Genomic DNA, 17,835 nt, shown 5'->3' on the forward strand with positions numbered 1-17,835 from the left:
CGCAGCCCGCAACAGTTGAATGAGCAGGAGTGATTCGCGTGGATCGTGTCGCGCTGCGCGGCCTCAAGGCCCGCGGGCACCACGGCGTCTTCCCACGGGAGCGCGAGGAAGGCCAGACCTTCATCGTGGACCTGGTGCTCGGCCTGGACACCCGTCCCGCGGCGGCGGACGACGACCTGGCGAAGACCGTGCACTACGGCGTGGTGGCGGAGGAGGTCGTGGCCGTCGTCGAGGGCGAGCCCGTCGATCTGATCGAGACGCTCGCGGAACGCATCGCGGAGCAGTGCCTCAAGCACGACGGCGTCCAGGAGGTCGAGGTGATCGTGCACAAGCCCGACGCCCCGATCACGGTGCCGTTCGACGATGTGACCGTCACGATCAGCCGGAGCCGAGTATGACCGCGTTTTCTTCGTCTTCAGCGTTTTCGTCGTCTTCAGCGTTTCCCTCCAGCGGCGCCCAGAGCGATCCCACCGTGCAGCCGGTGCCGACCTCCGTGGTGGAACAGGTGGACGCCGCGGATGTCACCCTGTCCAATCCGAAACGGGCCGTGATCTCCCTCGGCTCCAATCTGGGCAACCGCCTGGAGACGCTCCAGGGCGCGATCGACGCCCTGGAGGACACGCCCGGCCTGCGGGTGAAGGCCGTCTCCCCGGTGTACGAGACGGAGCCGTGGGGCGTCGAGCCGGGCTCCCAGCCCTCGTACCTCAATGCGATCGTCGTGGTGAAGACGACCCTGCCGCCGTCCTCGCTGCTGGAGCGCGGCCAGGCGATCGAGGAGGCCTTCGACCGGGTGCGCGAGGAGCGCTGGGGCCCGCGCACCATCGACGTCGACATCGTGGCGTACGCGGAAGTGATCTCCGACGACCCGGTGCTGACGCTGCCCCACCCCCGTGCCCATGAGCGCGCCTTCGTCCTGGCGCCCTGGCTGGACGTGGACCCCGAGGCCCGGCTCCCCGGGCGCGGCCCGGTCTCCGATCTGCTGGCCGAAGTCGGGCGCGAAGGGGTGCGGACCCGCGAGGACCTGGAACTCCGTCTGCCCGAGTAGTCGTTAGGCTCATCGGAGTGTGCTCAGTGGTCACAGCGTGAAAGGGCGGCCTTCTCGGTGAAGCAACTACGGCTCGGGGTGCTGGCCGGTCTCTTCGCCGCGGCCGGTGTGCTGTCCTGGGGCGGGGTGCGGCTGTGGGACGCTTTCGGCACTCTGCCGAGCGTGCCGCTGGCCGCGCCGATCGTCCTCGCGGCCATCGCCGCGATCCTGACGGCGACCGCGCTGTCGCTCCGCGCCCGCCTCAAGGCCCAGCGCGAGCGCCGCCCCGACGCCAAGGGCGTCGAGCCGCTGATGGCGGCCCGCGCGGTGGTCTTCGCCCAGGCGAGCGCGCTGGTCGCGGCGCTGGTGGCCGGGATGTACGGGGGCACGGCCGTGTTCCTGCTGGGCTCCCTGGACATGCCGCCCCGCCGCGAGCAGGCGGTCTACGCCGGCTTCTCGGTCCTGGCGGGCATCGCGGTGATCGCCGCGGCGCTGTTCCTGGAGCGGGTCTGCAAGCTTCCGGAGGACGGGGACGAAGACGAGGCCGGGCGCGGGGGCGGGGGCACGGCGCGGGCGTCCTGACCGACCGGGGCCTCAGCCCCGGACCCGCTCCTCAATCGCCGGAGGGGCTTGTTCTGTCCTCAATCGCCGGACGGGCTGGAAATTCCAGCCCGTCCGGCGATTGAGGACCCGGGGCCCGGGGGCGGAGCCCCGGAAGCAGGGTCTGGGGCGGAACCCCTGCAGCCAGGCGCGCTCAGTGGGCCATGATCAGGCTCATCGCCTCGTTGCGGGTCGCCACATCCCTCAGCTGCCCCCGCACCGCAGAGGTGATCGTCTTCGCGCCGGGCTTGCGGATGCCCCGCATCGACATGCACATGTGCTCGCACTCGATGACGACGATCACGCCGCGCGGCTCGAGGATCTCCATCAGCGAGTCGGCGACCTGCGTGGTCAACCGTTCCTGCACCTGGGGGCGGCGGGCGAAGACGTCGACCAGCCGGGCCAGCTTCGACAGGCCCGTGATCTTGCCCGTGGTCGACGGGATATAGCCCACATGGGCGACGCCGCGGAACGGCACCAGATGGTGTTCGCAGGTGCTGAAGACCTCGATGTCCTTCACCAGGACCATCTCGTCGTGGCCCAGGTCGAACGTCGTGGTCAGCACATCCTCGGGCTGCTGCCACAGCCCGGCGAATATCTCCTTGTACGCGCGCGCCACGCGCCCCGGCGTCTCCCGCAGGCCCTCGCGGTCCGGGTCCTCGCCGACCGCGATCAGGAGCTCGCGTATGGCGTTCTCGGCGCGCTTCTCGTCGAACTCGCCGATCGTGCCCTCGCCGTCCAGCGTCACCGGGTCGGTCATGTGGTGCCTCGTTCCTCTGCTCTGAAGTGCACGCATGCACAATGCCGCGCCCCCAGGCTAAAACCTTACGGGGCGCGGCATTCATTCCGGGGCGGGGCCCGGGACGTGCACCTGGGCCGGGCAGCGGCCGGGAGCCCGGAGGTCAGGCCTCCGGGCGCTCCTCCGCGGCCGCCTCGACGGCCGGGGCCTTCTTCGTCGTGTCCGTCGACGGCGGCAGGGCTCCGTTGGTGTTGGAGCCGTTCGCGCCGTTCGTCAGCGCCAGTTCCTTCGGTGAGAGCACCGGAGGACGCGTGGAGGGCGTACGGCGCGAGGAGCCGGTCCACGCCGGGCGGGCCGGGCGCTTGACGACCGGGGCGAAGATCTCGGCGATCTCGTCCTTGCCGAGGGTCTCCTTCTCCAGCAGCTGGAGCACCAGGTTGTCCAGCACGTCCCTGTTCTCGACGAGGATCTCCCAGGCCTCGTTGTGCGCGGCCTCGATGAGCTTCTTGACCTCTTCGTCGACCAGCGCGGCGACCTCTTCCGAGTAGTCCCGCTGGTGCGCCATCTCCCGGCCCAGGAAGGGCTCGGAGTTGTCGCCGCCGAACTTGATCGCGCCGAGACGCTCGGTCATGCCGTACTGGGTGACCATCGCGCGGGCCGTGGCCGTGGCCTTCTCGATGTCGTTCGCCGCGCCGGTGGTCGGGTCGTGGAAGACGAGCTCCTCGGCCGCCCGGCCGCCCAGCATGTAGGCGAGCTGGTCGAGCATCTCATTGCGCGTGGTCGAGTACTTGTCCTCGTCCGGCAGGACCATCGTGTAGCCCAGGGCGCGGCCGCGCGACAAGATCGTGATCTTGTGGACCGGATCGGAGTTCGGCGAGGCCGCCGCGACCAGGGCGTGACCGCCCTCGTGGTACGCGGTGATCTTCTTCTCCTTGTCCGACATGATCCGCGTCCGCTTCTGCGGACCCGCGACCACGCGGTCGATGGCCTCGTCCAGGGACTGGTTGTCGATCAGCTTCTTGTCGGTGCGCGCGGTAAGCAGCGCGGCCTCGTTGAGCACGTTCGACAGGTCGGCGCCGGTGAAGCCGGGCGTGCGGCGGGCGACCGCGCCCAGGTCGACGTCCGGGGCGACCGGCTTGCCCTTCTGGTGGACCTTGAGGATCTCCAGCCGGCCCTGCATGTCCGGGCGGTCGACGGCGATCTGCCGGTCGAAACGGCCTGGGCGCAGCAGCGCCGGGTCGAGGATGTCGGGCCGGTTGGTGGCGGCGATCAGGATGACGCCGCCCTTCACGTCAAAGCCGTCCATCTCGACGAGGAGCTGGTTCAGGGTCTGCTCACGCTCGTCGTGGCCGCCGCCGAGGCCCGCGCCGCGGTGCCGGCCGACGGCGTCGATCTCGTCGACGAAGACGATCGCCGGGGCGTTCGCCTTGGCCTGCTCGAAGAGGTCGCGGACACGGGAGGCGCCGACGCCGACGAACATCTCGACGAAGTCGGAGCCGGAGATCGAGTAGAACGGCACCCCCGCCTCGCCCGCGACGGCGCGCGCCAGCAGGGTCTTGCCGGTGCCGGGCGGGCCGTAGAGCAGGACGCCCTTGGGAATCTTGGCGCCGACGGCCTGGAACTTCGCCGGCTCCTGCAGGAACTCCTTGATCTCGTGGAGCTCCTCGACGGCCTCGTCGGACCCCGCCACATCGGAGAACGTCGTCTTGGGGGTGTCCTTGGTGATCAGCTTGGCCTTGGACTTCCCGAAGTTCATCACCCGGGAGCCGCCGCCCTGCATCTGGTTCATCAGGAACAGGAAGACCAGGACGATCAGCACGAAGGGCAGCAGGGACAGCAGCACCGAGACGAACGGGGACTGCTTCGACGGCGAGACGGTGTAGCCCTTCTCGATGTCGCCGGCCTCGTACTTCTGCTGCAGCTTGTCGGCCAGATCGGACCCCTGGGTGCCGATGTAGCTGGCCTGGATCTTGTCGCTGCCCTTGACCTCGACGCCGTTCTTGAGGTCGACCTTGATGATCTGTTCGTCGCCGGTGGTCAGCTTGACCTGATCGACCTGGTTCTTGTCGATCGCCTGGACGACCTCACCGGTGTCCACCGTCTTGTAGCCGCCGGACGAGCCGACGACCTGCATCAACACGACCACGGCGAGGACGGCCAGCACGATCCACATGACCGGCCCACGGAAGTATCGCTTCACGTCCATCCATACGGAGCGACTTCGCCCCGTCCCTCCTGCCCGTAGGTAAATGCTGCTGTGAGAAAAGACTGTTCTTCGGACGGTACCCCAGCATCGTCACTGCGACCGCATGGTACGGGGTGACAAACCCGCCCTCCCATCCTTCAACGGCGGGAGGGGGGCCGGGGTTCCCGGGCCGCTGCGACGGCTGCGGTCAGCCGCCGTAGACGTGCGGCGCGAGAGTGCCGACGAACGGCAGATTGCGGTACTTCTCGGCGTAGTCGAGGCCGTAGCCGACGACGAACTCGTTCGGGATGTCGAAGCCGATCCACTTCACGTCGATGGCGACCTTTGCGGCATCCGGCTTACGCAGCAGGGTGCACACCTCCAGGGAGGCGGGCTCGCGCGAGCCCAGGTTGGACAGCAGCCACGACAGGGTGAGTCCCGAGTCGATGATGTCCTCGACGATCAGGACGTGCTTGCCCTTGATGTCGGTGTCCAGGTCCTTGAGGATGCGCACGACGCCGGAGGACTGGGTGCCCGCGCCGTAGGAGGACACGGCCATCCAGTCCATGGTGGCGGGGGCGGACAGCGCACGCGCCAGGTCCGCCATCGCCATGACGGCCCCCTTGAGGACTCCGACGAGGAGCAGGTCCTTGCCCGCGTACTCCGCGTCGATCTTCGCGGCCAGCTCGGCCAGCTTCGCGTCGATCTCTTCCTTGGTGATGAGCACCGACTGCAGGTCGGCGCCCATGTCCTTCTCGTTCACGCGGTCGCTCTCTGTCGTTCCGGCTGTCTGTCGAGGGTCGGCGTCAGCTCTGCCGGATGACCAGTGTGCCACCCTGCCGGCGTGCTTCGACGCGGCCCGGCAGATTGATGGCCCGCTGGCCCCGCCAGCCGGTGATCAGACGGTCGACTTCCTCGACATGGCGGGCGAAGAGCGAACCCGCGGGCGCGCCGGCCTCGATGACGGCCTTGCGCAGCACACGACGGCGGACGGCGGGGGGCAGCGCGTGGAGCTCGGTGCAGACGAGGCGCCCCGCTTCATCCCGTACGGAGGCCTCGGCGGAGGCCGCCCAGGCGTCGAGGGCGTCGGCGTCGTCGCGGGAGAGCTGCGCGGTGCGGGCGAGGGCCTCGACGACTCCCTTGCCCAGCGCCTTCTCCAGGGCGGGCAGCCCTTCGTGGCGCAGCCGGGAGCGGGTGTAGGCCGGGTCGGCGTTGTGCGGGTCGTCCCAGACGGGCAGGGACTGGACCATGCAGGCCTTGCGGGCGGTCTGCCGATCGAGCTGGAGGAAGGGGCGGCGGTAGCGGCCGGCGACGCCGGAGACGGCGGCCATGCCGGACAGCGAGCGGATGCCGGAGCCGCGGGCGAGGCCGAGCAGGACGGTTTCAGCCTGGTCGTCGCGGGTGTGGCCGAGCAGGACGGCGGCGGCGCCGAGGCGCTCTGCGGCGTCGTCAAGGGCGGCGTAGCGTGCGTCGCGGGCCGCGGCCTCGGGCCCGCCGCCCGTCCGTCGCGCGCCACCGCCCCTGTTCGAGGGGCTGTGCGCCACCCTTGTCGCCTCGCCGACCCGCACGGCGACGGACTCGACCGGGTCGAGTTGCATGGCGCTCAGCCTGGCGGCGACCTCGGCGGCGCGCGACGCGGAGCCTTCCTGGAGGCCGTGGTCGACGGTGATGCCGCCGGCGCGGATGCCCAGCTTGGGGGCCTCGAAGGCGAGGGCGGAGGCCAGCGCCATGGAGTCGGCGCCGCCGGAGCAGGCGACGAGGACCAGGGGGCCGTGGAGTGCGCGGGGGGCGGGAGTCCCGGGGGAGGCGGAGGGGGCTGCGCCGTCGCCCTGCGGGGGGCGGCTGCGCCGGCTGATCCGGTGCCGGCCGCTCTGCCCGGTCTGCTCTGTCTGCTCTGTCTGTTCGGTCAGTACGTCGTGGAGTACGCGGCGGACCGCCAGGCGTATCGCCGCGACCGCAGGATGGGGACCCATGTCCGGTGCCCTTCGTGAAAGGTTGGGGGTGCCTCTGTCGGAGTCTGAATCGGAAGGTTCGGTCACTCAGAGTGTGTTGATGGTGACAGAACTGGGCCGTTCCCCGAGCATTGCACGCCCACCCATCGGCTACGGTCCCTCGGATGGGTGATTGAGGGGGTGTTCTTCTGCCGCCGATCGCCCGCTCTTCACGACTCTGCTTTACGGTGCACCCGCGCGACCCAGTCCGCCGGTTTGGCGATCTCCGCCTTGGTGGGGAGGGTGTTCGGGGACGTCCAGACGCGGTTGAAGCCGGCCATGCCGACCTCGTCGACCACGGCCCGGACGAAGCGCTCTCCGTCACGGTACTGGCGGAGCTTGGCGTCCAGCCCCAGGAGCTTGCGCAGAGCCTGGTCCAGCCGGCTCGCGCCGCGCGCCCTGCGCTGCTGGAACTTCTCACGGATCTCGGACACGGACGGCACGACCTCGGGCCCGACGCCGTCCATCACATAGTCCGCATGCCCTTCCAGCAGCGACATCACGGCGGTCAGCCGACCGAGGATCTCCCGCTGCGCGGGGGTCTGCACCAGCTCCACGATGGAGCGCCCGCCCTCCTCGGCCTCCCCTTCGGGTCGGGCCCCGGCGAGCGACTGGGCCGCCTCCCGGAACCGCTCCAGCACGGTCATGGGGTCGACGTCGGTCTCGGCGAGGAACGACTGGATCTCGCCCTCGAGGTGGTCCTTGAGCCAGGGCACGCCGGTGAACTGGGTGCGGTGGGTCTCCTCGTGGAGGCAGACCCAGAGGCGGAAGTCGTGCGGGTCGACGTCCAGTTCCCGCTCGACGTGGACGATGTTGGGGGCCACCAGGAGGAGCCGTCCGCCGCCCTCGCCGCCGGGCTGCGCGGGGTCGCCCGCGGGCAGCTCGCGGCTCGCCGGGGCGAAGGTCTCGTACTGGCCGAGGACGCGGGAGGCCAGGAAGGACAGCAGCATGCCCAGCTCCACGCCGGTGACCTTGCCGCCGACCGCCCCGAGCACGGAGCCGCCGGGAGTGCCGGAGCGGCGTTCCTGCATCTTGTCCAGCAGGGGTTTCAGCAGTTCGCGGAAGCCCGCGACATTGGCCCGGACCCAGCCGGGCCGGTCGACGATGAGGACGGGGGTGTCCCGCGGCACCGTGCCGTGCGGGATCATCCGGGTGAAGGAGCGGACGTGCTCCTCGGAGGCCCGGGCATGCCGCCGCAGCTCGCTGACGACGTCCCGCGCCTCGTCCCGGCTGACGTCCGGCCCCGGCCGCACGAAGCGGGTCGCGGTCGCCACCGCGAGGTTCCAGTCGACCATCTCGGCACCACCGATGCTCGTCATGCGTCAACCGTACGTGCTCGGTCGGTGAGGCGGAGAGCCATCGACGGCGTACGGCCCCGCGGGGGTCTGCTCCCCTGCCCCGCCCCTTCCCGCAACCGGGGCAAGCCCCCAGACCCCCTGTACGGCCTTCGGCCGTGTCCGCAAACGCCGTACCGGCTTCCTGTGACGGCGCTTCCCTGCCCCGGACCCGGCACTTCAGGACGCCAGCGCGGCGGCGAGGCGGTCGAGGGCGGGGCGGGTCGTGTAAGGGGAGGGGCTGTCCCCGGTCAGGAAGGCGAAGGCGAGAAGGCGGCCGTCCGGGGCGACGACGGCGCCCGCGAGGGTGTCGACGCCGGTGAGGGTGCCGGTCTTGGCGCGCACCAGTCCGGTGCCGGCCGCGGTGGCGGGCGGACCGCCTGCGTAGCGCTGCTCCAGGGTGCCGCTGAACCCGGCGACCGGCAGCCCCGTCAGGACCGGGCGCAGCTCGGGCCGGCCGGGCTCCGCGGCCCGGGCGAGAAGGGCGGTGAGCAACCCCGCGGAGACCCGGTCCCGTCGGCTGAGCCCGCTTCCGTCGGCGAACCGGGCGCCTTTGACGTCCAGCCCGAGGGCGGCGAGCTGTGCGGTGACGGCCCGCTCGGCGCCCGCGAAGCTCGCCTGTTCGCCGGCGGCCAGGGCGGTCTGGCGGGCGAGCGCCTCGGCGAGGTCGTTGTCGCTGTACGTCAGCATCCGCTCGACCAGCGCGGACAGCGGCGCGGAGGCGACGGAGGCCAGCGGCCGTGCGGCGGCGGGCGCCCGGCCCGGGACGGGGTCGGCGGCGGCTTCGACGCCGTGCTCGGCCAGCAGCCGCACGAAGGCGTCGGCGGTGTCCCGTGCGGGGTCCGCGCTGCGCGGGGCGGGCCCGCGCAGCGAGCCGTCCAGCCGCCCCTGGTTCAGCATCAGGGCACTGACCGGGGCGATGTTGCCATTGGGGCCGATGGGGTGACGTGCGGGCCCGGAGAAGCGCGAGGCGTCATAGACAAGACGTACGGAGGCGGCGCCGCGCCCCCGGAGGGCGGTGGCCGTCCGCTCCGCGAGCGTGCGCAGCCGCTTCTCGTCGAGGGTGGCGTCGCCGCCCCCGACCAGCGTGATCTCGGTGGTGGCGGCCCCCGGCCGCGGCGGGGGCGCCGCGACCGCGGTCTCGATGCGGTGGTCCGGGCCGAGAGCGGCGAGCACGGCCGTCGCTGTAGCGATCTTGATGGTGGAGGCGGGCGTCATCGGGGACCGCGCGCCGCGCGAGTACAGGCTCTCCCCCGTGGCGGCGTCGACGACCGACGCGGTGCGCACCGGACCGAGGCCGGGGTCGGCGAGGAGCGGGTCCAGCTTCCGGGACAGCTCACGGGCGAGCTGCCGGGGCGGCTTCCGCTGCGGTTCGGCGGGGGCGTCGGCCGACGGGGTCCGCGGACGCGGCGCGCGCAGCGCGGCGGCGTCCGGGACGCCGAGGGCGCCCAGGACGTCGGGGGCGCTGGGGGCGGGCTCGGGGCGCGTCCGCGGGGGCCCGGGAGCCGTTCCTTCGTGATGTGCGCCACCTGCGGGGCTGCGGGCGGCCGCCCACTCCCGCTCGGCCTTACGCTGACCCGAGTCCCACGGACCCGCCGCGGCCACCGCCCCGGCTGCAAGGACGCAGCCGACCGCGGCCGCGCCCGTCGCGAGCTGCCATGTCCTGACCATCGGCCTGACTGACGGCACCTCGCATCAGCCCCTTTCGCGATCACACATCTGCGTGAGGGACACTTAATCACCAGACGTATGTGTTGATCATGGAGGAGCCACCCGTGGAGTTCGACGTCACCATCGAGATCCCGAAGGGTTCGCGGAACAAGTACGAGGTGGACCACGAGACCGGTCGGATCCGCCTGGACCGTCGACTCTTCACCTCGACCAGCTACCCGGCCGACTACGGCTTCGTGGAGGACACCCTCGGCGAGGACGGCGACCCGCTGGACGCACTGGTCATTCTCGACGAGCCGACCTTCCCGGGCTGCCTGATCAAGTGCCGGGCCATCGGCATGTTCCGGATGACGGACGAGGCCGGCGGCGACGACAAGCTGCTGTGCGTGCCGGCCTCCGACCCTCGCGTGGAGCACCTGCGGGACATCCACCATGTGTCGGAGTTCGACCGCCTGGAGATCCAGCACTTCTTCGAGGTCTACAAGGACCTGGAGCCCGGCAAGTCCGTCGAGGGCGCCAACTGGGTCGGCCGCGCCGAGGCCGAGGCGGAGATCGAGGCCTCCTACAAGCGCTACGAGGCGCAGGGCGGCCACTGAGACACGGGCCGCACGGCCCTTGCTTCCGCTCGCTTCCGCGATGACGACGAGGGCGGGGCGCCCCCTTGCGGGGTGCCCCGCCCTCGTCGTATGCCGGGCCGTGTCCATACTGAGCTGAGACGACCACATCAGCCGATGGCACGTACAACAGGAACGGGGAACCGAAGAGCCTGGACAGGGAGCGAGGAAAGGCCAGTGGTGGCGGAACCGGAGGGTCCGGAAGACCGGAAGCCCGAGTCCGATGAGGCGCACAGCGCGTTCACCCCGCCGGATGGATTCGAGCAGCCACCGGAAGCACCCGCGGACGAGTCGCCGACTTCGGAGTTCGCCGTCCCGGCGGGCATGGCCGCCCCCTCGGACACCCACCCCGACTCCGAGGGCTCCGCCTTCGCGCCGCCCCGCACCTACCGCGCCAAGGAGTCCCCGCCCGCCTTCACCCCCGCCCAGGACATCCCCGCGGTGCGGCTCGCCCGGCACACCCCCTGGCAGGACCGGATGCGCGCCGTACTGCGGATGCCGGTCGGCGAGCGCCCCGTGCCGGAGGCGATGCAGCGGCACGAGGACGAAGGCCCGGCGGTGCCGCGCGTACTGGACCTCGCCCTGCGCATCGGCGAGCTGCTGCTGGCGGGCGGCGAGGGCGCGGAGGACGTCGAGGCGGCGATGTTCGCCGTCACCCAGTCGTACGGTCTCGACCGCTGCGAGCCGACCGTCACCTTCACCCTGCTGTCGATCACCTATCAGCCGTCGCTGGTCGACGACCCGGTGAGCGCCAACCGGACCGTTCGGCGACGGGGCACGGACTACACCCGGCTGGCCGCCGTCTACAGCCTGGTGCACGACATCAGCACCGAGGAGGAAGAGGTCTCCCTGGAGGAGGCCTACCGCAGGCTCGCGGAGATCCGCAGGAACCGCCACCCCTACCCCGGCTGGGCGGTCACCACAGCCGCCGGTCTGCTGGCCGGCTCCGCATCCGTGCTGGTGGGCGGCAACACGATCGTCTTCATCGCGGCGGCGATCAGTGCGATGCTCGGCGACCGGCTGGCCTGGCTGCTCGCCGGACGCGGGCTGCCGGAGTTCTACCAGTTCGTCGCGGCCGCGATGCCGTCCGCCGCGATGGGCGTGGGGCTGTCGCTCACCCCGCTGGACGTCCGAGCCTCCGCGGTGGTCACCGGTGGCCTCTTCGCGCTGATCCCGGGGCGGGCGCTGGTCGCCGGCGTCCAGGACGGACTGACCGGCTTCTACATCACGGCGGCCGCGCGACTGCTGGAGGTCGTCTACCTGGTCGTCGGCATCGTCGTGGGCGTGCTGCTCGTGCTGTATCTCGGGGTCGCGCTGGACGCGGGGCTCACCCCGGAGACGGAGCTGCCCAGCAGGGAGCGCGCGGAGGTGCAGACGCTGGCGGCGATGGGGCTGTCGCTGTGCTTCGCCGTACTGCTCCAGCAGGAACGCTCCACGGTGCTGCTCGCCACCCTCAACGGCGGCGTGGCCTGGGTGGCGTTCGGGGCGATGGCGCACACCGGCGATCTCTCCCCGGTGCTGTCGACGGCCGCGGCGGCGGGCCTGGTGGGCTTGTTCGGACAGATGCTCTCGCGCTATCAGTTCACCTCGGCCCTGCCGTATGTGACGGCGTCGATCGGGCCGCTGCTGCCGGGCAGCGCGATCTACTTCGGGCTGCTGGAGATCGCCAGGGGCAACCTGAACCACGGTCTGGCCTCACTGAGCAAGGCAGCGGCGCTCGCGCTGGCCATCGCGATCGGGGTGAACCTCGGAGGCGAGCTGTCGCGTCTGTTCCTGCGGGTGCCGGGGCTCGGCGCGGAGGGCGGCCCGGGGCGGCGTGCGGCCAAGCGCACGCGCGGCTTCTGACGCCTGCGCCTCTGGCCCGTTTCCCAGGCGTTCCCGCACGGCGCATAGGATGAACCCTCCTTCTGGGGTTCGCACGGTTCTGGGTTCGCACGACGAAAAAGCAGGAGATCATGGCGAAGTCGCCCGGCGGTCACGCCTTCAACGCCTTCCGCGGCACTCTCATCGGGGCCGCCGAGGTGGTCCCCGGCATCAGCGGCGGCACCGTGGCCCTGATCACCGGGGTGTACGAGAAGCTCATCGGCGGGGCCGGGTTCATCACCAGCGGACTGCGCATGGCCGCGGCCGACGTGCCGCGCGGCCGCGGCGTGTCCAGGGCGGCCGCCGAGATGAAGAAGGCCGAATGGGGCACGCTGCTCCCGCTGCTCGTCGGCATGGCGGCCGCGCTGGTGCTGGGCGCGAAGCTGCTGGCCCCGGTGATAGAGGAGCATCCCCAGTTCGCGTACGCCCTGTTCTTCGGGCTCGTGCTGGCCTCGCTGTGGGTGCCGTACTCCGGTTCCGGCAGGCGCTGGACCGCGGGCAACTACCTGCTCGGACTGCTCGTCGCGGCAGGGGCGTTCGTGCTGACGGGCCTGCCGCCCGCGCAGATGCCGACCCACCCCCTGATCGTCGGGCTGGCCGGGGCGGTGGCGATCTGCGCCCTGGTGCTGCCGGGCGTCTCCGGCTCGTTCATCCTGCTCACGCTGGGGCTGTACGAGCCGACGATGGAAGCGGTCAACGAGCGCGACCTCGGCTATGTCGCGGTCTTCGGCACCGGGTGCGTCGTCGGTCTCGCGCTCTTCGTGAAGCTGCTGAAGTGGCTGCTGGAGAACTACCACCACATGACGCTCGTCGTGATGACCGGTCTGATGGCCGGGTCGCTGCGCGCCCTGTGGCCCTGGCAGGACGACGACCGCCAGCTGCTCGCGCCGAGCGGCTCGGTCGGCCTCACCTTCGCGCTGATGGCCCTGGGCATCGCCGCGGTGGTCGCGGTGCTGGCGGTGGAGCACCGCGCGCACGCCAAGCGGGAGCAGGGGGAGCAGCGCGGCGGCGGGCGCGGGCGGCACGCGCGCGTGTCGGTCGGCGCGTCCGACTGACCCCGTCCCGGCCGCTCGTCCCCGCCGCTCGTCCCCGCCGTCTGAGATGCGCGGCCGCCGACGGCGCGTGAAGCTGCCGGTGGAGGTGGATGCCCATGAGCATCGACGAATACGGCGGCGGACAGGGACCGGGCCCCGAGGTGCTGGTCGTCACCACGAACGACGTCCCCGGGTACCAGGTGCAGCAGGTGATCGGGGAGGTCTTCGGCCTGACCGTCCGCTCCCGCCATCTGGGCAGCCAGCTCGGCGCGGGGCTGAAGTCCCTCGTCGGCGGGGAGCTGAAGGGCCTCACCAAGACCCTCGTCGAAACCCGCAACCAGGCGATGCAACGCCTGATCGAACAGGCGCGGGCTCGGGGCGCGAACGCGGTGCTGATGTTCCGCTTCGACGTGGCTGAGGCGGCGGACGTGGGCACGGAGGTGTGCGCGTACGGCACGGCGGCCGTCATCGCCCGCGTATGACGCCTCCGGCGCGGTCGGCAGCCCCCTGACGGCTCGCCACCGCCGACGTCCTGCACGGGCGTTCCGAACCGGCCGCGTACACGCCCGCGTACACGATGGGGAGGGCACGCCCGCGACGGGGCTCCGCCGCGCGACGGGGCCTGCACGGCACCCGGGGGACGAGGGCACGGAGTACCCCGTCCCCCGGGAGGGCGGTGGGCGGGAAGGCCCCGACCCCGGCCCGGGGCTCAGGCCCCGTGGCGTGCCGCGTTCGCGAGGATCGCGGCACGTTCGTACGCCGCCAGCCCCGGCTTCGCCTTGTCGATGTTCTCCGTGAAACGGACGTCGTCGACGTACATCTCGCCCAGACACCGGTGCATCTCGTACGAGCACTCGTAGTGGCTGCGGCTGATCCACAGCCGGTGCTCCTCCGCAGCGTCCATCGCCGCCTCGGACTCCGCCGGCTCCCCGGCCTCCATCAGCGCGGCGAAGCGCGTGGTGACCTCCTCGCCCTCGGCCTGGATGCGCTGCCAGTCCTCCTTCGTGTAGCGCGCCGCCCTGCGCCGGGACTCGCGGTACGCCTCCGTGTCGCCCCAGCGCTGCCGGACCTCGTCCTCATAGGCGTCGGGGTCGAAGTCGCCGAAGACCTCGAACTTCTCCTCGGGCGTGAGATTGATGCCCATCTTTCTCGCCTCCATGGCCAGTTCGACGGCGGCGGCCATCTCCTGCAGCTTGGCGATCCGGCCGGTGAGCAGCTCGTGCTGCCGCCGCAGATGCTCCTGCGGGTTCACGTCCGGGTCGTCGAGGAGCGACGCCACCTCGTCGAGCGGGAAGCCGAGCTCCCGGTAGAACAGGATCTGCTGCAGCCGGTCCAGATCGGCGTCGTCATAGCGCCGGTGGCCCGCGTGGCTGCGCTCGCTCGGGGAGAGCAGCCCGATCTCGTCGTAGTGGTGCAGGGTCCGCACCGTCACTCCGGCGAATCCGGCGACCTGTCCCACGGAGTAGCTCATCGCCTTCCGCTCCCTTCACTTGCTCGGTACACACCGCAGCCTGAGCCCTCACGCCGCGTGAGATGCAAGCCCGATCGGCCCTCACACCCGAACCCCTATGGATCACCCAGCGAGCCGTTCACCCTCTTTGTCCGTATGGTCGCGTCTGTAGCCGTGCCGCCGGACCGACTTCGGGGAGACACACGACCATGCCAACACCCGTGAACCTCTCCGTCGTCTACTGCTCCTCGACCGGCGCCGTCCACACGAACGCCGAGGCCGTCGCGGAGCACGCGGAACGGGCCGGCGCCGGGGTGCGGCTATGCAAGGCCCATGAGCCGGGGTGCTAGGCGGAACGCGTCGTGAGGTTCACCAGGGCGATCAAGGCCGGGCTTGCCGCGGCCGACGGCGACTGAGCGGAGGACGGGACCATGGTGCTCTACAAGGGTACGGAGAAGAGCACGTCACGCCGCACGGCGCGACGCCCGGAAACGTCCGCCGCCGTTCGCCGGCTCTCCCCCAACCCCTTCTACGGACTCGCAGACCCGGTCGGCGGAATGACCTCCGCCCCACCCGTGCACCGGCTGCCGGACGGTCCGATGGCGCCCGCCACGGCGCACCGTCTCATCCATGACGAGCTGATGCTCGACGGCAACTCCCGGCTGAACCTGGCCACCTTCGTCACCACCTGGATGGAGCCGGAGGCCGGGGCGCTGATGACGGAGTGCCGCGACAAGAACATGATCGACAAGGACGAGTATCCGCGCACCGCCGAGCTGGAGCGGCGCTGCACGGCGATGCTCGCCGACCTCTGGAACGCCCCGGACCCCGACTCCGCGGTCGGCTGCTCCACCACCGGCTCCAGCGAGGCCTGCATGCTGGCGGGCATGGCGCTCAAGAGGCGCTGGGCGGCCCGCAACCGGGACCGCTATCCGGCGTCCGCGCGGCCCAATCTGGTCATGGGCGTCAACGTCCAGGTGTGCTGGGAGAAGTTCTGCACCTTCTGGGAGGTGGAGCCCCGGCTGGTGCCCATGGAGGGCGAGCGGTTCCATATCGACCCGCAGGCCGCCGCCGACCTCTGCGACGAGAACACCATCGGCGTGGTCGCGGTGCTCGGCTCGACCTTCGACGGGTCGTACGAGCCGGTGGCCGAAGTGTGCGCCGCGCTGGACGCGCTGCAGGAGCGCACCGGACTCGACATCCCCGTCCATGTAGACGGCGCGTCCGGCGCGATGGTCGCGCCCTTCCTCGACGAGGACCTGGTGTGGGACTTCAGACTGCCGCGGGTCTGCTCCATCAACACGTCGGGGCACAAGTACGGGCTGGTCTACCCGGGCGTCGGCTGGGCGCTGTGGCGCTCGCAGGACGCACTGCCGGAGGAGCTCGTCTTCCGGGTGAACTACCTCGGCGGCGACATGCCGACCTTCGCGCTGAACTTCTCCCGGCCCGGCGCACAGGTCGTCGCCCAGTACTACACCTTCCTGCGGCTGGGCAGGGAGGGCTATCAGGCCGTCCAGCAGACCTCCCGCGATGTGGCCCGCGGCCTGGCGGAGAACATCATGGCTCTGGGCGACTTCCGGCTGCTCACCCGCGGCGACCAGCTTCCGGTGTTCGCGCTGACGACCGCGCCGGATGTGGAGAACTTTGACGTCTTCGACGTGTCACGGCGGCTGCGCGAACACGGCTGGCTGGTGCCCGCGTACACCTTCCCGCCGAACCGGGAGGATCTGTCCGTGCTGCGCGTGGTGTGCCGCAACGGCTTCTCGGCCGATCTGGCGGAGCTGCTCCTGGAGGATCTGCGCAGTCTGCTGCCAGAGCTGCGGAGGCAGCCGCATCCGATGAGCCGGGACACCGAGCAGCCCAGGGCATTCCACCACTGATCCGTTTCCACGCTCGATCCGCTTCCACGCTCGATCGGTCTCCGGCGTGGATCCGCCCCGCCCCGTTCAGGCCCCGTCGCCGTTCAGGCCCCGCCCCCGTTCAGGCCTCGTCGCCGGGGTGCGGGACACCGGTGGCGTACGGGTTCTCCTGCCCCTCCCCAAGAACTCCGACGAACGGCTCGCCCTCCCCCGCGAAGGTGTACGAGCCGCCCTGGATGCGCTCGACCAGCCCCCGCGTCCATCGGGCGTCGGCGTCCGCGGAGTGCACCCACATGTTCATGATCTCGCCGATGTGGCCGAGGGACTCGGGCCCCTCCTCCGGTGTGTAGTAGTCCGTGACCGACGAGCGCCACTCGGCCAGCGACCGCAGCCGCTGCTCCAGCAGTTCCACGGCCTCCTCGCGGCGCAGATCCACGATGAAACCGATCCCGGCGGAGAGCACGTCCATCTTCTGGTCGTAGGTCGTCAGCGCCTCACGCAGCAGCGCGAAGTACTCCCGCGTGCCCTTCTGGGTGACCTCGTACTCGGTGCGCGGCGGGCCGCCGGCCGTGGACGGCGCGATCTCGTGTGCGTGCAGCAGTCCCTGCTTCGCCATCTGCTTCAGCGCGTGGTAGATCGATCCGGGTTTGGCGTTGGACCACTCGTGCGCTCCCCAGTATTCGAGGTCGTTGCGCACCTGGTAGCCGTGCGCACGGCCGTGCTGGCGCACGGCTCCCAGGACCAGCAGCCGGATCGCCGAGGTCGCCATGACGCCCCCTTTCTATTCAAGTTTGACTAGACTACGGGCATGTCCGAGAAGACGATCCCGCTCCTCCCGTGCCAGGCCATCCAACCCGTCACCGACTTCTACACGGCGCTCGGCTTCAAGGTCACCTACCTCCAGACGGCCCCCTATGCGTACGCGGTCGTCGAGCGCGGCGACATACAACTCCAGTTCTTCGGGATGAAGCAGTACGACCCCGCCGCGTCGCTCTCCGGCTGCTACGTCCTCACCGACGGCGTCGACACGCTGTACGAGTCCTTCCGCTCCGGGCTGAAGGCCGCGTACGGAAGGATCCCGCGGCGGGGTCTGCCCCGGATCGGTCCGCTGAAGGACATGAGCTACGGCATGCGGCAGTTCCTGATGACCGACCCGGGCGGCAACGGCATCCGGGTCGGCCAGCCGGCCGGCGACGACATGACCTTCCGCGCCGCCCCCAAGGAGACCTTCGCCCGCGCCCTCCATATGGCGGAACTGTTCGCCGACTCCAAGGAGGACCTGCCGGGCGCGGCGAGAATCCTGGACCGGGCGCTGGCGCGGAAGGACGAACGGCCCACGCCGGGACAACTCGTCCGCCTCCTGCTGCTGCGCGCCGACATCGCCCTGCGCATGTACGACGACGAACTGGCCGCCCGGCTGCGGGCCCGGGCAGCCGGGATCGACCCTTCGTCGCCGCCACCGCCGGAGTAG

The 17,835-nt window shown here is 71.0% G+C and carries 18 protein-coding genes; 10 read left to right on the top strand and 8 right to left on the bottom strand.

All coding sequences use genetic code 11. From position 1 onward, the window contains the following. Positions 1–38 precede the first annotated feature (38 nt). Genes folB through QCN29_RS01985 form a run of 3 tightly spaced genes read left to right on the top strand, consistent with a single transcriptional unit; the run spans position 39 to position 1,606 of the window. Positions 39–398: a dihydroneopterin aldolase gene (folB, locus tag QCN29_RS01975; RefSeq protein WP_240134283.1), complete on the top strand. Its 360-nt coding sequence runs from the start codon at positions 39–41 to the stop codon at positions 396–398. After that, positions 395–1,045: a 2-amino-4-hydroxy-6-hydroxymethyldihydropteridine diphosphokinase gene (folK, locus tag QCN29_RS01980; protein ID WP_279925729.1), complete on the top strand. Its 651-nt coding sequence runs from the start codon at positions 395–397 to the stop codon at positions 1,043–1,045. Before folB ends, folK begins: the two co-directional genes overlap by 4 nt. Before the next feature lie 57 nt (positions 1,046–1,102). Then, entirely contained in the window at positions 1,103–1,606 is a 504-nt protein-coding gene (locus QCN29_RS01985) for a DUF3180 domain-containing protein (protein WP_279925731.1), read from the top strand. A gap of 172 nt (positions 1,607–1,778) precedes the next feature. Here the strand turns inward: QCN29_RS01985 and folE are convergent, their stop codons facing one another. From folE to dacB, 6 genes are all read right to left on the bottom strand, one after another. After that, entirely contained in the window at positions 1,779–2,384 is a 606-nt protein-coding gene (gene folE / locus QCN29_RS01990) for a GTP cyclohydrolase I FolE (protein ID WP_240134285.1), read from the bottom strand. Between the two features lie 142 nt (positions 2,385–2,526). Next, positions 2,527–4,569: an ATP-dependent zinc metalloprotease FtsH gene (gene ftsH / locus QCN29_RS01995; RefSeq protein WP_279925733.1), complete on the bottom strand. Its 2,043-nt coding sequence runs from the start codon at positions 4,567–4,569 to the stop codon at positions 2,527–2,529. A 187-nt stretch (positions 4,570–4,756) separates the two neighbouring features. Continuing rightward, the gene (hpt, locus tag QCN29_RS02000; RefSeq protein ID WP_279926144.1) at positions 4,757–5,296 is read right to left on the bottom strand and encodes a hypoxanthine phosphoribosyltransferase; all 540 of its coding nucleotides are present in this window, start codon (positions 5,294–5,296) and stop codon (positions 4,757–4,759) included. A 58-nt stretch (positions 5,297–5,354) separates the two neighbouring features. Further along, a complete protein-coding gene (tilS, locus tag QCN29_RS02005) occupies positions 5,355–6,521 on the bottom strand; it encodes a tRNA lysidine(34) synthetase TilS (RefSeq protein ID WP_279925735.1) in 1,167 nt (388 codons plus the stop codon). A gap of 188 nt (positions 6,522–6,709) precedes the next feature. Beyond that, positions 6,710–7,858: a zinc-dependent metalloprotease gene (locus tag QCN29_RS02010; protein WP_240134288.1), complete on the bottom strand. Its 1,149-nt coding sequence runs from the start codon at positions 7,856–7,858 to the stop codon at positions 6,710–6,712. Between the two features lie 195 nt (positions 7,859–8,053). After that, positions 8,054–9,544 (bottom strand): D-alanyl-D-alanine carboxypeptidase/D-alanyl-D-alanine endopeptidase, encoded by a 1,491-nt coding sequence (dacB, locus tag QCN29_RS02015; RefSeq protein ID WP_279925737.1) that lies wholly within the window; start codon positions 9,542–9,544, stop codon positions 8,054–8,056. Between the two features lie 104 nt (positions 9,545–9,648). On the opposite strand from dacB, the gene QCN29_RS02020 reads away from it, so the two are divergent. The 4 genes from QCN29_RS02020 (at position 9,649) to QCN29_RS02035 (ending at position 13,537) form a co-directional block, all read left to right on the top strand. Then, positions 9,649–10,140, top strand: a complete 492-nt coding sequence (locus QCN29_RS02020) for an inorganic diphosphatase (RefSeq protein WP_240134515.1) — start codon at positions 9,649–9,651, stop codon at positions 10,138–10,140. A gap of 195 nt (positions 10,141–10,335) precedes the next feature. After that, positions 10,336–12,003 (top strand): threonine/serine exporter ThrE family protein, encoded by a 1,668-nt coding sequence (locus QCN29_RS02025; protein WP_398859082.1) that lies wholly within the window; start codon positions 10,336–10,338, stop codon positions 12,001–12,003. A gap of 110 nt (positions 12,004–12,113) precedes the next feature. Next, a complete protein-coding gene (locus tag QCN29_RS02030; protein WP_279925741.1) occupies positions 12,114–13,076 on the top strand; it encodes a DUF368 domain-containing protein in 963 nt (320 codons plus the stop codon). A gap of 95 nt (positions 13,077–13,171) precedes the next feature. Next, on the top strand, positions 13,172–13,537 hold the full coding sequence (locus QCN29_RS02035) for a YbjQ family protein (protein ID WP_240134292.1): 366 nt from the start codon (positions 13,172–13,174) through the stop codon (positions 13,535–13,537). Between the two features lie 227 nt (positions 13,538–13,764). On the opposite strand, the gene QCN29_RS02040 is transcribed toward QCN29_RS02035, so the two are convergent. Continuing rightward, complete coding sequence (locus QCN29_RS02040) at positions 13,765–14,526, bottom strand: MerR family transcriptional regulator (protein WP_279925744.1); 762 nt, start codon at positions 14,524–14,526, stop codon at positions 13,765–13,767. A gap of 188 nt (positions 14,527–14,714) precedes the next feature. Here QCN29_RS02040 and QCN29_RS02045 point away from each other — a divergent pair, with 188 nt between their 5' ends. Together QCN29_RS02045 and QCN29_RS02050 are read left to right on the top strand one after the other, a co-directional pair. Then, positions 14,715–14,855 (top strand): hypothetical protein, encoded by a 141-nt coding sequence (locus QCN29_RS02045; protein ID WP_398859083.1) that lies wholly within the window; start codon positions 14,715–14,717, stop codon positions 14,853–14,855. A gap of 81 nt (positions 14,856–14,936) precedes the next feature. Next, positions 14,937–16,385: a glutamate decarboxylase gene (locus tag QCN29_RS02050; RefSeq protein WP_279925747.1), complete on the top strand. Its 1,449-nt coding sequence runs from the start codon at positions 14,937–14,939 to the stop codon at positions 16,383–16,385. A gap of 100 nt (positions 16,386–16,485) precedes the next feature. Here the strand turns inward: QCN29_RS02050 and QCN29_RS02055 are convergent, their stop codons facing one another. Beyond that, positions 16,486–17,133, bottom strand: coding sequence for a PadR family transcriptional regulator (locus QCN29_RS02055; RefSeq protein ID WP_279925751.1), 648 nt, complete (start codon positions 17,131–17,133; stop codon positions 16,486–16,488). Positions 17,134–17,172: 39 nt separating this feature from the next. Between QCN29_RS02055 and QCN29_RS02060 the strand changes: the two genes are divergently transcribed. After that, positions 17,173–17,835: a bleomycin resistance protein gene (locus tag QCN29_RS02060; protein WP_279925754.1), complete on the top strand. Its 663-nt coding sequence runs from the start codon at positions 17,173–17,175 to the stop codon at positions 17,833–17,835.

This window comes from Streptomyces chengmaiensis (genome assembly GCF_029846775.1).
Lineage (GTDB): Bacteria > Actinomycetota > Actinomycetes > Streptomycetales > Streptomycetaceae > Streptomyces > Streptomyces chengmaiensis.